15 protein-coding genes and 1 pseudogene are annotated in these 13,732 nt (G+C 41.3%); 10 read left to right on the top strand and 6 right to left on the bottom strand.

Features of this window, described 5'->3' with window-relative positions:
• Nucleotides 1–37: 37 nt before the first annotated feature.
• From AAHJ11_RS03120 to AAHJ11_RS03105, 4 genes and pseudogenes are all read right to left on the bottom strand, one after another.
• A complete protein-coding gene (locus tag AAHJ11_RS03120; protein WP_099146399.1) occupies nucleotides 38–391 on the bottom strand; it encodes a DUF1622 domain-containing protein in 354 nt (117 codons plus the stop codon).
• Between the two features lie 185 nt (nucleotides 392–576).
• A pseudogene (locus tag AAHJ11_RS03115) lies at nucleotides 577–780 on the bottom strand (hypothetical protein); the annotation flags it as partial.
• 111 nt (nucleotides 781–891) lie between these two features.
• On the bottom strand, nucleotides 892–1,902 hold the full coding sequence (locus AAHJ11_RS03110) for a GGGtGRT protein (RefSeq protein ID WP_005677721.1): 1,011 nt from the start codon (nucleotides 1,900–1,902) through the stop codon (nucleotides 892–894).
• 19 nt (nucleotides 1,903–1,921) lie between these two features.
• Nucleotides 1,922–2,623, bottom strand: coding sequence for an iron-sulfur cluster assembly scaffold protein (locus AAHJ11_RS03105; protein ID WP_004296942.1), 702 nt, complete (start codon nucleotides 2,621–2,623; stop codon nucleotides 1,922–1,924).
• A 238-nt stretch (nucleotides 2,624–2,861) separates the two neighbouring features.
• On the opposite strand from AAHJ11_RS03105, the gene AAHJ11_RS03100 reads away from it, so the two are divergent.
• The 9 genes from AAHJ11_RS03100 to AAHJ11_RS03060 all read left to right on the top strand — a co-directional run bounded on the left by AAHJ11_RS03100 (nucleotide 2,862) and on the right by AAHJ11_RS03060 (nucleotide 11,225).
• A complete protein-coding gene (locus tag AAHJ11_RS03100) occupies nucleotides 2,862–3,266 on the top strand; it encodes an HsmA family protein (RefSeq protein ID WP_148366097.1) in 405 nt (134 codons plus the stop codon).
• A 385-nt stretch (nucleotides 3,267–3,651) separates the two neighbouring features.
• Nucleotides 3,652–4,152 carry a DMP19 family protein gene (locus tag AAHJ11_RS03095; RefSeq protein WP_122137680.1) on the top strand — a complete coding sequence of 167 codons (501 nt, stop codon included), beginning with the start codon at nucleotides 3,652–3,654 and terminating at the stop codon, nucleotides 4,150–4,152.
• A gap of 82 nt (nucleotides 4,153–4,234) precedes the next feature.
• Nucleotides 4,235–4,993 carry a hypothetical protein gene (locus AAHJ11_RS03090; RefSeq protein WP_148366100.1) on the top strand — a complete coding sequence of 253 codons (759 nt, stop codon included), beginning with the start codon at nucleotides 4,235–4,237 and terminating at the stop codon, nucleotides 4,991–4,993.
• Nucleotides 4,994–5,025: 32 nt separating this feature from the next.
• Entirely contained in the window at nucleotides 5,026–5,571 is a 546-nt protein-coding gene (locus AAHJ11_RS03085; protein ID WP_148366102.1) for a Yip1 family protein, read from the top strand.
• Between the two features lie 9 nt (nucleotides 5,572–5,580).
• Nucleotides 5,581–6,033, top strand: a complete 453-nt coding sequence (gene smpB, locus AAHJ11_RS03080) for an SsrA-binding protein (protein WP_117937536.1) — start codon at nucleotides 5,581–5,583, stop codon at nucleotides 6,031–6,033.
• An 89-nt stretch (nucleotides 6,034–6,122) separates the two neighbouring features.
• Nucleotides 6,123–8,870, top strand: a complete 2,748-nt coding sequence (gene metH / locus AAHJ11_RS03075) for a methionine synthase (RefSeq protein ID WP_195649030.1) — start codon at nucleotides 6,123–6,125, stop codon at nucleotides 8,868–8,870.
• A gap of 11 nt (nucleotides 8,871–8,881) precedes the next feature.
• Complete coding sequence (locus tag AAHJ11_RS03070) at nucleotides 8,882–9,481, top strand: nitroreductase family protein (RefSeq protein ID WP_413579055.1); 600 nt, start codon at nucleotides 8,882–8,884, stop codon at nucleotides 9,479–9,481.
• 71 nt (nucleotides 9,482–9,552) lie between these two features.
• Entirely contained in the window at nucleotides 9,553–9,678 is a 126-nt protein-coding gene (locus AAHJ11_RS03065; protein ID WP_004296931.1) for a symporter small accessory protein, read from the top strand.
• A complete protein-coding gene (locus tag AAHJ11_RS03060; protein ID WP_413579054.1) occupies nucleotides 9,675–11,225 on the top strand; it encodes a sodium:solute symporter family protein in 1,551 nt (516 codons plus the stop codon). Before AAHJ11_RS03065 ends, AAHJ11_RS03060 begins: the two co-directional genes overlap by 4 nt.
• 71 nt (nucleotides 11,226–11,296) lie before the next feature.
• Here AAHJ11_RS03060 and AAHJ11_RS03055 read toward each other — a convergent pair whose 3' ends face one another.
• Nucleotides 11,297–12,688, bottom strand: a complete 1,392-nt coding sequence (locus tag AAHJ11_RS03055; protein WP_195649032.1) for a transglycosylase SLT domain-containing protein — start codon at nucleotides 12,686–12,688, stop codon at nucleotides 11,297–11,299.
• Between the two features lie 24 nt (nucleotides 12,689–12,712).
• Nucleotides 12,713–13,324: a uridine kinase gene (gene udk, locus AAHJ11_RS03050; RefSeq protein WP_148366109.1), complete on the bottom strand. Its 612-nt coding sequence runs from the start codon at nucleotides 13,322–13,324 to the stop codon at nucleotides 12,713–12,715.
• A gap of 108 nt (nucleotides 13,325–13,432) precedes the next feature.
• Between udk and AAHJ11_RS03045 the strand changes: the two genes are divergently transcribed.
• Nucleotides 13,433–13,732 (top strand): Dabb family protein, encoded by a 300-nt coding sequence (locus AAHJ11_RS03045; protein ID WP_004296927.1) that lies wholly within the window; start codon nucleotides 13,433–13,435, stop codon nucleotides 13,730–13,732.

The raw sequence follows: 13,732 nt of genomic DNA, 5'->3' as shown, positions 1-13,732 counted from the left end.
ACGTGGCTTTGAAGAAACTTAGTTGTGCGGTAATATGCTATATTTCTTTCGCTGAATCATTTTCGGCCAATTCTTTGATCTCTTTATTCAAAAATACAGAAAGCACAGTTCTCACTATGACTACTCCACCTAGGATTGCCAATTCGTCCAACGTCGGATCAACCACTGTTTTTAGTATGTCGGAAGCAATTAGAAACTCCAATCCAAGCAAAAGGTAAGTACCAAAATCCGCCCTCAACTGTCGTATATTGTTAACCGTATATGTTCCGTTGAATCGTTTTATCTCATTGCGTAAAAAGGCAATGAAGCAGACTAATACTCCGTAAGTGACAATTAGCAGACTAATAACACTGATAATAGTGGCAAGTGTATTTAAGAATGTGAGTAGCATTGTTGTATAATGTTTTAGTATCTGTTATGTAAACAGGCGAAGTCGTACAAAAGTTCTTGAATTAGCTACATTATTTGCTCTTGCAGGTTTATATTAAGTTATATCTGTTGATGAATGGAGATGTATACCTATTCAAAAGGGAATGTGGTTGTAAATAACGGAAAGGCTACCTTTGATCTTAATTCTTATAATGAGTATAGTGCTGATTTCTTAAATGTTCTTAATCTTATTTGCGTATCAATGAAATATAAGTCACCATCAATACCATATAATACATTGTTAGGGACAGCGTCAAAGATTTTGTATTGTTCATTATGGAATTCATCTATATAGTCCATTTCAAAACCAAGTGCTTCCATATATTCAGCTATTTCATCTTCTGTAGCCTTAAATAATGTCTGGAATGAAGTGTTTGTAACTGCCATCTATTACAAGTTACTACAAAAAAACTCCTGCAATCGCAAGGACTACAGGAGTTTATCTATATAAAGTAATCTGAATTACTTGCTTAAAGCCTGAGCTACATCAACCGCACAAGCTACTGTACAACCTACCATCGGGTTGTTACCAATTCCCAGGAATCCCATCATTTCTACGTGAGCAGGAACTGATGAAGAACCAGCGAACTGAGCGTCAGAGTGCATACGTCCCATCGTGTCAGTCATACCATAAGAAGCAGGACCGGCAGCCATGTTATCCGGGTGAAGAGTACGACCTGTACCACCACCAGAAGCAACAGAGAAATAAGGTTTGCCAGCAAGAACACGTTCTTTCTTGTAAGTTCCTGCAACTGGGTGTTGGAAACGGGTCGGGTTAGTAGAGTTACCTGTGATAGATACGTCTACACCTTCTTTCCACATGATAGCTACACCTTCACGAACGTCGTCAGCACCATAACATTTTACTTTTGCACGAGGACCGTCAGAATAAGCGATTTCGCGAACAACTTTCAGTTCACCTGTGAAGTAATCGAATTGAGTCTGAACATAAGTAAAGCCGTTGATACGAGAGATGATCTGAGCAGCGTCTTTTCCAAGACCGTTCAGGATGCAACGCAACGGCTCTTTACGTACTTTGTCTGCTTTTGCAGCGATTTTGATAGCACCTTCAGCAGCAGCGAAAGATTCGTGACCTGCCAGGAAAGCGAAACATTTAGTTTCTTCGCGCAGCAACATAGCAGCCAGGTTACCATGACCGATACCAACCTTACGGTCGTCAGCTACAGAACCCGGGATACAGAATGCTTGCAAACCGATACCGATAGCTTCAGCAGCTTCAGCAGCGTTTGTGCAGTTCTTCTTAAGAGCGATAGCAGTACCTACTACATAAGCCCATTTTGCATTTTCAAAGCAGATAGGCTGAGTTTCTTCACACGTTTTATAAGGATCAAGTCCGGCAGCTTCGCAGATAGCGTTAGCTTCTTCGATGTCTTTGATGCCGTTAGCGTTCAAGGCTTCAATGATACCTTTGATACGACGGTCTTGGCTTTCGAATTTTACTTCTCTAATCATAGTTTCTTTCCTCCTTATATTATTCGTGACGTGGATCAATAGATTTAACTGCTCCCTGTTCTGCTGTTACGCGTCCATAAGTACCTGTAACTTTCTTCAAAGCTTCGTTAGCATCAGTACCTTTCTTGATTTCGTCCATGAACTTACCCATGTGTACGAATTCGTATCCGCAGATTTCGTCGTTCTTGTCCAAGAAGATTTGTTTGATATAACCTTCTGCCATTTCAAGGTAACGAGGACCTTTAGCCAAAGTACCATAAAGAGTACCTACCTGGCTACGCAGACCTTTACCCAAGTCTTCCAAACCTGCACCGATAATCAAACCACCTTCAGAGAAAGCTGATTGAGTACGTCCGTATACGATTTGCAAGAAAAGTTCGCGCATTGCAGTATTGATAGCGTCGCAAACAAGGTCAGTGTTTAATGCTTCAAGAACTGTTTTACCCGGAAGGATTTCAGAAGCCATAGCAGCTGAGTGAGTCATACCAGAGCAACCGATTGTCTCGATCAAGGCTTCCTGGATGATACCTTCTTTAACGTTCAGTGTCAGTTTACAAGCACCTTGTTGAGGAGCGCACCAACCGATACCGTGTGTCAAACCAGAAATATCAACGATTTCTTTAGATTTTACCCATTTGCCTTCTTCGGGTATGGGAGCCGGTCCATGGTTAGGACCCTTCTTTACAACACACATGTGTTCCACTTCGTGTGAATAAGTCATAATTAGCTCTTTTTTTAAGTGATATAATTAAAAATACGTAGTCACGATTCTCTAAATCGCCCACAAAGGTAGTCGATTTATTTGTTTCTGCAAATCGCCTTTTATTACTTTTTTGTGAAAAGAGACAAATCTGTTTCCGTTTTTTCTTCGTTTGTAAAGTCGGGATTGCATTTGTGAAAGATTGAAGCAGGGAGAACTATCTATTCTTTGCTTTGTTGTTATTAGAAAACGAAAATTTATGGAACTGAATCAAGTAGATATACATTATTTAATAGGGGCAATTTGCGTTATTTCATCTGCGCTTATTTTTTATACGATAGGTGTTTGGGGCGAACGTATTCAAAAGAAATTGAAGTTTTGGCATATCATTTTCTTCCTTCTCGGTTTGCTTGCCGATACGGTTGGCACAAGCCTGATGGAGCACATCGCCGAACTGACTCATCTACATGACGAAATTCATACGGTGACGGGAACTATTGCTATTCTTCTAATGTTTGTGCATGCTTCGTGGGCAATATGGACTTATGTAAAGGGATCACCTAAAGCTAAAAAGCATTTTAATCGTTTCAGTATTGTGGTTTGGTGCATTTGGCTCATACCTTATTTAATAGGTGTGTATCTGGGGATGCATTTACATGCATGATAAGCTGCCTGAATAGGGGCATATATTCATAAATAAACTAGCAATATCCCTGTCGGCCGTCTATTGTTGGCTAGCTGGACAACTCCTGTTGTCTGATCGGATGACTGGAATTGACTATATGGTCGACTATAGTCGGCCGATGTTATATAGCCATTTTCGCTATATAATGAGACTGTGAAATGCATATATTGTGAAGGTGTGAATGGTGTGAATACCGTATTTTATTTGATTAGTTCACCGGAAGCACCTGTAAATGAGTTGATATGCGTCTTGTGAAAGACGTGAAGAGTGGATAATGAAGTTAAGATAGGTAAGATTGTGCAAGGATTATCACCAGATGTAGAATAAAATTCGTAGCTTTGCCACATAATTTATAAGAAAGATTATGATCGAAGTTGTAGAATCTGCATTGCAAAAGGCAGCGGGTGAAGGAATGGATGAATTCATCCAAGTGTTTACTGATAAATATAAGGAAGTGATTGGTGGTGAATTGACTGCTGATACGATGCCTTTGCTCACTGGCGAGCAACATTCTTTGCTGGCATATCAGATTTTTCGTGATGAAATAATGGTTGGCGGTTTTTGCCAATTAATTCAGAACGGCTATGGTGGATATATCTTTGATAATCCGTTTGCGAAAGTGATGCGTTTATGGGGGGCAGAAGAATTCTCTAAATTAGTCTATAAGGCTAAGAAAATCTTTGATGCCAACCGGAAAGACTTGGAGAAGGAACGGACAGATGATGAATTTATGGCTATGTATGAGCAATATGAAGCTTTCGATGAACTTGAAGAGACTTATTTGGAAATGGAAGAACAAGTTACAGCATTGATTGCGAGTTATGTGGATGATCACTTAGAGCTTTTTGCAAAAATAATAAAGTAATGGATGCAGTATTTTTTAAGTCCTTGCATTTATTAATTATGAATTAGAATTTATATCTTTGCAAAATCTAAAAAATATGTTTATGAAACAGATGAAATTTTTCTTGGTGGCTTTGATGGCTGTGGTTATGGGGATGTCGGTTACTTCATGTATGAATGGAGACGATAACCACAATGTTACGATGACTGTTCCTGTTAAGTATAATTATGGATCGTTTTTAATGGGAGATGCAACTACGAAGTTGGTTCCAACTACAGAATTGGGCTTCTTGGATGGGACTATGTATATAATTTCATGCCAATATGACCAATCACAGGTGACAGCAAATAGTAACAGCATATCAGTCACTCTGTTATCTACTCCACTTTGTATTGACCCTAAAAGTAATGAAAGTTTGACTACAATAAAAGCAGACCCTACTAATCCTCTTTATTCATTGGATAAACAACAGTCAAGTTTGGTTTACTATGATAAAAATACGATTGTTTTGACAATGCCATATTGGGTGAAAGTTACAAATTCTAGTGTTGAAGATTCAGAAGTAAAGAAACATTCATTTGTTCTTTCCTATGATCCTACAGCAATGACAGCTTCTGACACTAAGTTAAAACTGTATATCAGCCATGTTGTTGAGGATGCAGGTGAGACGGTAACTCGTTCAAATTTTACATATGCTTATAGAGCTTATTCAATAAGGGCTGCTCTTGCTGCATTTAAAGAAAAAACAGGTAAATTACCGAAATATTTGGAACTGACTGCTCAAACCAATAATTCAAAGGATGAATTGAAAGAAGGGAATGGAGAAACTTCGGTTGAATATGATTACGCATTTACAGAATAACATTGAACTACAAAGAACTATTTAACATCGCAATGAAATTGATTTCCTCTCCGGCCAAGGCCTGGGAGGAAATTTCTATGGAAGAGGATAGGCGAAAAGTATATATGACTTTTGTCTATCCTATGATTGGTTTATGCGGTCTGTCCGTGTTCGTCGGTTCACTATTGACGAATGGATGGGGTGGCCCGCAAAGTTTCCAGATAGCTATGACTAACTGTTGTGCTGTAGCTGTAGCCCTGTTCGGTGGCTATTTTCTGGCGGCTTATGCCATGAATGAAATGGGAACAAGAATGTTTGGTATGCATAGCAATATGCCATTGACACAACAGTTTGCAGGATATGCATTAGTTGTGCCTTTCCTGCTTCAGATAGTAACCGGACTATTACCTGATTTTAGAATTATTGCTTGGTTGCTGCAGTTCTACATCGTCTATGTGGTATGGGAGGGAGTTCCTGTATTGATGGGAGTAGAAGAAAAACAACGATTAAAATACACCCTTTTGTCGTCTGTATTGTTAATACTATGTCCGGCGGTGATACAGATTGTATTTAATAGACTGACGGCCATACTTAATTAATGAGTGAAGATGAAACAACCTTCTGTAAATATAAAGAATAAACGGGCTACGTTTGATTACGAGCTGATAGATACCTACACAGCAGGTATTGTGTTGACCGGTACGGAAATAAAATCCATTCGTTTGGGAAAAGCCAGTCTGGTAGATACGTTTTGCTATTTTACGAAAGGCGAATTGTGGGTGAAGAATATGCACATCGCCGAATATTTCTATGGATCGTACAATAATCATACGGCACGTAGAGAGAGGAAGTTGTTGCTTAGTAAAAAAGAATTGGAAAAACTTCAGCGGGAGATGAAAAATCCCGGTTTTACGATTGTCCCTGTACGCTTGTTTATCAATGAGAAAGGTTTGGCGAAACTGGTCATAGCTTTGGCGAAAGGTAAGAAAGAGTATGATAAACGGGAATCTATTAAGGAGAAAGACGACCGTAGAGATATGGCAAGAATGTTTAAGCGGTAAGTAAAAAGCGCTATAAGATAAAACGCCGGACTACGAGAAGTCTGGCAGATGTTGGCAGAGTGGTAATTAGGTATTAATGTGATAGGGTAATGAAAAAGACAATTTCTCAGATCGTATCCGAGCGCATCCTTATTCTGGATGGGGCAATGGGTACAATGATTCAACAATATAATCTCAAGGAAGAAGATTTTCGTGGTGAACGCTTTGCGCATATTTCCGGACAGCTGAAAGGGAATAATGACTTATTGTGTCTGACACGTCCCGACGTGATTCAGGATATTCATCGTAAATACCTGGAAGCGGGTGCGGATATCATCGAGACCAATACATTTAGTTCGACCACAGTTTCTATGGCTGATTATCACGTAGAAGAATACGTGCGCGAGATGAATCTTGCAGCCGTAAAACTAGCACGTGACCTTGCTGACGAGTATACAGCCAAGAATCCCGATAAACCACGTTTTGTGGCCGGTTCCGTAGGACCTACCAACAAAACCTGCTCAATGAGCCCGGACGTAAACAACCCGGCTTATCGTGCTTTGAGTTACGACGAACTGGCTGCATCCTATCAGCAACAAATGGAAGCAATGCTCGAAGGTGGGGTAGACGCCATTCTGATAGAGACAATCTTTGATACCCTAAATGCCAAAGCTGCAATTTTTGCTGCCGAACAAGCCATGAAAGTGACAGGTGTGGAAGTGCCGATCATGTTATCTGTAACAGTGTCTGATATTGGCGGACGAACATTGTCCGGACAAACATTGGATGCATTTCTGGCTTCCGTGCAACATGCCAATATCTTTTCTGTCGGTTTGAACTGTTCATTCGGTGCCCGGCAGCTAAAACCATTCCTGGAACAGCTGGCATCCCGTGCACCTTATTATATTAGTGCCTATCCGAATGCCGGATTACCGAATAGTCTGGGTAAGTATGACCAGACACCTGCGGATATGGCTCACGAAGTGAGAGAATATATTGAAGAAGGGTTAGTCAATATTATTGGTGGCTGTTGTGGTACGACAGATGCTTATATTGCTGAATATCCCGCCCTTATAGAAGGAGCTGAACCACACGTTCCTGCCTCTGCGCCGGATTGTATGTGGCTCTCCGGACTTGAACTGCTGGAAGTGAAGCCGGAAATAAACTTTGTGAATGTCGGCGAACGTTGCAACGTAGCCGGTTCGCGCAAGTTCCTTCGTCTCATCAATGAAAAGAAATATGATGAAGCCCTTTCTATCGCCCGCCAACAAGTGGAGGACGGTGCTTTAGTGATTGACGTCAATATGGACGATGGATTGTTGGAGGCAAAGACAGAGATGACTACTTTCCTGAATCTTATCATGTCCGAACCCGAAATAGCCCGTGTTCCGATTATGATCGATTCTTCCAAATGGGAAGTTATTGAAGCCGGACTGAAGTGTCTTCAGGGTAAGTCAATCGTCAACTCTATTTCTTTGAAAGAGGGAGAGGAAGTTTTCCTTGAACATGCCCGAATCATCCGGCAATATGGAGCCGCTGCTGTAGTTATGGCGTTCGACGAGAAAGGACAGGCAGATACAGCCGCCCGTAAAATCGAAGTATGCCAACGGGCTTACCGTCTTTTGGTTGATAAAATCGGTTTTAATCCTCACGATATTATTTTTGACCCCAATGTGCTTGCCGTAGCTACGGGGATTGAAGAACATAATAACTATGCTGTAGATTTTATTGAAGCTACCGCTTGGATAAAGAAAAATCTCCCCGGTGCACATATCAGCGGAGGAGTCAGCAACCTTTCTTTCTCTTTCCGTGGTAACAATTATATTCGTGAGGCCATGCATGCAGTGTTCCTTTATCATGCCATCCAGCAAGGAATGGACATGGGGATTGTGAATCCGGGAACTTCCGTATTGTACACTGATATTCCGGCTGATGTCTTGGAAAAGATAGAAGATGTTGTCTTAAACCGTCGTCCGGATGCAGCTGAACGTTTGATAGAACTAGCAGAATCTTTGAAAGCAAACATGAGCGAAACTGCCGGACAGCCGGCTGTCAAGCAAGACGCATGGAGAGAAGGAACTGTTCAGGAACGTTTGAAGTATGCCTTGATGAAAGGAATCGGAGATTTTCTGGAACAGGACTTGGCAGAAGCTTTGCCTCTTTACGATAAAGCAGTCGATGTAATTGAAGGACCGCTGATGGATGGAATGAACCATGTTGGTGAACTGTTTGGTGCCGGCAAAATGTTTCTTCCCCAAGTTGTAAAGACTGCCCGTACCATGAAGAAAGCTGTAGCTATCTTGCAGCCGATTATTGAATCGGAAAAAGTAGCAGGAAGTGCTTCGGCAGGTAAAGTGTTACTGGCAACGGTGAAAGGAGATGTGCACGATATCGGAAAAAACATTGTAGCTGTAGTGATGGCCTGCAATGGTTATGATATTGTGGATTTAGGAGTAATGGTTCCCGCAGAAACCATTGTCCAGCGGGCTATCGAAGAAAAGGTCGATATGATCGGGTTGAGTGGACTGATTACTCCATCTCTGGAAGAAATGGCTCACGTAGCTGCTGAACTCGAAAAAGCGGGGTTGGATATTCCTCTTCTGATTGGTGGTGCCACTACATCGAAGATGCATACAGCATTAAAGATTGCCCCTGTCTATCATGCTCCGGTAGTACACCTGAAAGATGCTTCCCAAAATGCAGGCGTTGCTTCCAAATTGCTCAACCCGCAGGCAAAAGCCGAACTGGTGAATGAATTGGAGGCTGAATATCAAGCACTTCGTGAAAAGAGTGGGCTGATGAAGCGTGAAACTGTTTCGCTGGAAGAAGCACAGAAAAATAAGTTGAACCTGTTTTAAACATTGTCACAATGAAAAAGATTTTCTCTTTCTTATATCTGATTGTAGGAATCACTGTTATGACCTCCTGTTCTTCTGCAAAAGAAGAAAAAGGAACATCCGGAATCGGAAATGCTGTTTTGGATAATATTTTCGAGCGCAAAAGTGTGCGTACTTATCTGAATAAAGGAGTAGAGAAAGAGAAAATCGACTTGATGCTTCGTGCCGGAATGGCTGCTCCTACGGGTAGGGATATCCGTCCATGGGAGTTCGTAGTAGTATCCGATCGTGCCAAACTGGATTCAATGGCAGCAGCACTTCCTTATGCCAAAATGCTGACGCAAGCCCGTAACGCCATCATCGTTTGTGGAGATTCTGTACGCTCGTCATATTGGTATTTAGATTGCTCCGCAGCAGCACAGAATATTTTGCTGGCTGCTGAAAGTCTGGGATTGGGTGCTGTATGGACAGCGGCCTATCCTTACGAAGACCGTATGCAAGTAGTGCGTAAATATACTAACCTGCCCGATAATATTCTTCCACTTTGTGTCATCCCTTTTGGCTATCCGGCTACAAAAGAGAACCCGAAACAGAAATTTGACGAGAAAAAGATACATTATAATCAGTATTAGTAAACAAAAGTTTTGTCTTTTCAATAATTTCCTTACATTTGCGTCCAAATTGATTAAAATCTGATACGCAAATGTTTGGAATAGACGACCCTTTTATTATTCTGCCTTACCTACTTTCGGTGGTATGTGTGATTTTTGCTGCTTGGTTTGGGCTGAAATATTGGAATAAGGACGACGAAAAAGACGAAACCCGATGAATACATTTACTCTTGGACTAATTGTGGTAGCTTATCTGCTGTCACTGGCCTACCTCGGCTTTTTGGGATATAAGAAAACGACGAATAGCAGTGACTATTTGGTAGGCGGACGTCAGATGAATCCTATCGTAATGGCACTTTCTTATGGTGCTACGTTTATTTCCGCATCTGCTATTGTAGGTTTTGGAGGAGTGGCGGCTGCTTTTGGAATGGGTATTCAGTGGCTCTGTTTCCTCAATATGTTCGTAGGGGTGGTTATAGCTTTTATCTTTTTCGGTTTGCGCACCCGGCGTATGGGGGTGAAGCTGAATGTGAGTACTTTCCCTCAATTACTAGGCCGTCATTTCCGCTCCCGTAATATACAGGTATTTATTGCTGCTGTTATTTTCATCGGAATGCCGCTTTATGCAGCGGTTGTAATGAAAGGTGGAGCCGTATTCATCGAACAGATTTTCCAGATTGATTTCAATATCTCTTTGTTGATATTTACATTGGTCATTGCTGCTTATGTTATAGCGGGGGGAATGAAAGGGGTAATGTATACGGATGCTTTGCAGGGCGTTATTATGTTTGCTTGTATGCTGTTTCTGTTATTCTCTCTATATCAGGTGCTCGGCATGGGCTTTACCGAAGCTAATAAAGAATTGACTGCCATTGCTCCGCTAGTTCCGGAAAAGTTTAAAGCGCTGGGACATCAAGGATGGACTACAATGCCTATCACAGGTTCTCCACAATGGTATTCGCTGGTAACTTCTCTCATTTTAGGAGTAGGAATCGGCTGTCTTGCACAGCCGCAGTTGGTGGTTCGCTTTATGACCGTGGAGAGTAGCAAGCAGTTGAACCGTGGTGTATTTATCGGTTGTTTCTTTCTGATTATAACAGTAGGAGCTATCTATCATGCCGGAGCGTTGAGTAATCTTTTCTTCCTGAAAACAGAAGGAGCGGTTGCTACCGAAGTTGTGCAGGATATTGATAAGATAATTCCATATTTTATTAATAAAGCGATGCCCGACTGGTTTGCCGCACTCTTTATGTTGTGCATCCTTTCAGCCAGTATGTCTACGCTAAGTTCGCAGTTCCATACGATGGGGGCTTCGGTAGGTTCTGATATTTACGGAACTTATAAACCCCGTTCACGGAATAAACTTACCAATGTGATCCGTCTGGGCGTATTGTTCTCTATCCTGGTCAGCTATATTATTTGTTATATGTTGCCTCATGATATTATAGCCCGCGGAACTTCTATCTTTATGGGAATTTGTGCAGCCGCTTTTCTTCCGGCTTATTTCTGTGCTTTATATTGGAAGAAAGCTACTAAACAAGGCGTCATGGCAAGTCTTTGGGTGGGAACAATCGGCAGTCTGTTTGCTCTTCTGTTTCTTCATCAGAAAGAATCTGCAGCATTGGGTATCTGTAAAGCGTTATTCGGACGGGATGTGTTGATTACCACTTATCCTTTCCCTGTGATTGACCCGATATTATTTGCCTTACCATTATCTGTATTGGCTATTGTCGTAATCAGTCTGATGAGTAAAAATAAGTATTAGGTATTAAGTATTAGCCGTAGCTTCTGATACGTTTATCCGCATGGCTTAATTCTTAATACCTAATACTTATTTCAAGCTTTTATTTTCTTTTTGTAGGATTCGTAGCGCGACATAATATCTCGAACGAAATTGTAAGTCTCGATGCCACGGAAATATCCGTTTTTGCAGACAGGATCGTTGAAGTATTCTTGATTGCTTTTAAGCAAGATGAAGTTTTCTACATTATCTTTCCATACTAATTTGTTCTTCCCGTATTTTTCGGCTAGTGCCATTGCATCATATATATGTCCCAAACCGGCATTATAAGATGCCAGGATAAAGTTGAGCCGCTCCTGTTTGTCGGGAATCATGCTGAAACTCCGGTCGGTGGCGGTAATATATTTGATAGCTGCTTTCACACTTTCCTCCGGATTCTGCTCTTTGCCGGGAGGTACTCCCATTGCACGTGCTGTGGCAGGCATCAACTGCATGAGTCCTTTGGCGCCTGCCCAAGATACAGCTGTGGTATCGAAATTGGATTCTGTATACGCTAATGATGCAAGCATACGCCAATCCCATCCGATATCTTTGGAATACTTTTTGAATAAATGGTCATAATGGGATATCTTTCCTTCTTTTAAGGAGAGGATAGGAGAGTGCGGCATCATTTTACTATTCTCAAAATAACGTTTCATACTGGCTGTGTAAGCAGGAGAAGTCATGTTTTCCTGATGCCATTGGGTAGCGGCTGCTGCCAGTTCGGGACTGTCTTTTCGTACTGCCCATGAAGACCGTTGATCGAAACTGATGGACAGATCGATATTTAAATTGGGATAGTAGGTCTTGTTAAGTTTGGCTAAATCATTGTCGGCCACCGTATACGGAATTTTTCCTTGCGCTACTTGCGTAATCAAGTCCTCAATAGTGATACTGTCATTGGTGACTTCATGAATCTGGATACCTCCTCCTAATTCACTGTTCAGATTGACGAGGCGGTCATAATATTTCCCCGGTTTTACGTATATATCTTTTCCGACCAGTTCGGTTACATCTTCCAACGGCTTCTGTTTTCCTCTCCCTTGCTGAACAATTACCTGGTGAGTAATTACATCTTCGCCACAATAAAGAAGACTGTCTTTCCATTCTTTGGTGATTGGCAGATTATAGGCAATCATGTCTCCTTCGCCTGCCAATAATTTTTGGATCATTTCGTTGACGCTGTTGGCTACTTCAATCCTAAGTTTTAGTCCCAGACTTTTAGCAAACTGTTCACTAAGTTCATACTGGAACCCCATTTCTTGTCCCCGGTAAATGAAATAGGAAGTAGAACTATATAATGTCAATACAACGAGTTCGCCACTATCTTTTATTTGTGGAAGATCACGCGCTGTCTCATCCATCTTGTTATGATGCTTATTCCGGCATCCGAGCATACAACAAAATAGAATAAGAAATAAAGGAATACTCAGTGTCTTGACATTCATTTCTTAATTTTTAATTTTCAATTTTTAATTCTTAAGGTGCTTCTTGATGTACATGGTCAGTATATCAATAGCTACCTTATTACTGCCTCCTTCGGGTACAATAAGGTCGGCATATCGTTTGCAAGGTTCGATAAATTGCAGGTGCATAGGTTTTAAAACCCGTGTATAACGTTCCATTACAGCTTCGGCAGTACGTCCGCGCTCAATGACATCTCTTTGGATGACACGTATCAGGCGTTCGTCGGGATCGGCATCAACAAATATTTTGAGGTCCATCATATTGCGCAGCTTTTTATCACATAAGGCAAGGATTCCTTCAATGATAACCACTTCACGAGGTTCGATATGAATCGTTTCGGGCTGACGCGTACATGTGAGATAAGAATAAGTGGGCTGTTCAATACTCTTTCCTTCTTTCAGCATCATGACATGCTTGGAAAGCAGACTCCATTCAAAAGCATCCGGATGGTCAAAATTGATATTCTGGCGTTCTTCAACCGGGACATGACTACTGTCTTTGTAGTATGAATCCTGTGGTAAGAGTACTACCTCTCCTGCGGGGAGGCTTTCTATAATTTTCCGTACGACGGTGGTCTTTCCGGAACCCGTTCCGCCTGCTATTCCTATAATTAACATCTCTTTAAGTGTATATTTGAACCAAATAGAGTATTTTTGCATTACTATTAATGTGGTAAACACATTAACAAGACAAATATAGAAACAATTCATTAAAATAACAACGTAATGGTAAAACACATTGTATTATTTAAGTTAAAAGACGAAGTTCCTGCTGAAGAGAAACTGGAAGTCATGACTAAATTCAAGGAAGCGATAGAAGCTCTTCCTGCTAAAATTTCTGTAATTCGCAAAGTAGAGGTCGGATTGAATATGAATCCTGGTGAAACATGGAATATTGCGCTTTACAGTGAGTTTGATACACTAGAAGATGTTAAATTCTACGCAACACATCCCGACCACGTGGCTGCCGGAAAGATTTTGGCTGAAACGAAGGAAAGCCGTGCGTGCGTGGACTATGAATTATAA

The sequence above is a fragment of the Bacteroides sp. 90-K9/2 genome (genome assembly GCF_047310725.1).
Classification (GTDB): Bacteria; Bacteroidota; Bacteroidia; order Bacteroidales; family Bacteroidaceae; genus Bacteroides; species Bacteroides vicugnae.
Note: the sequence above shows the minus strand (reverse complement) of the source record. Positions and strands in the feature narration are given on the sequence as shown.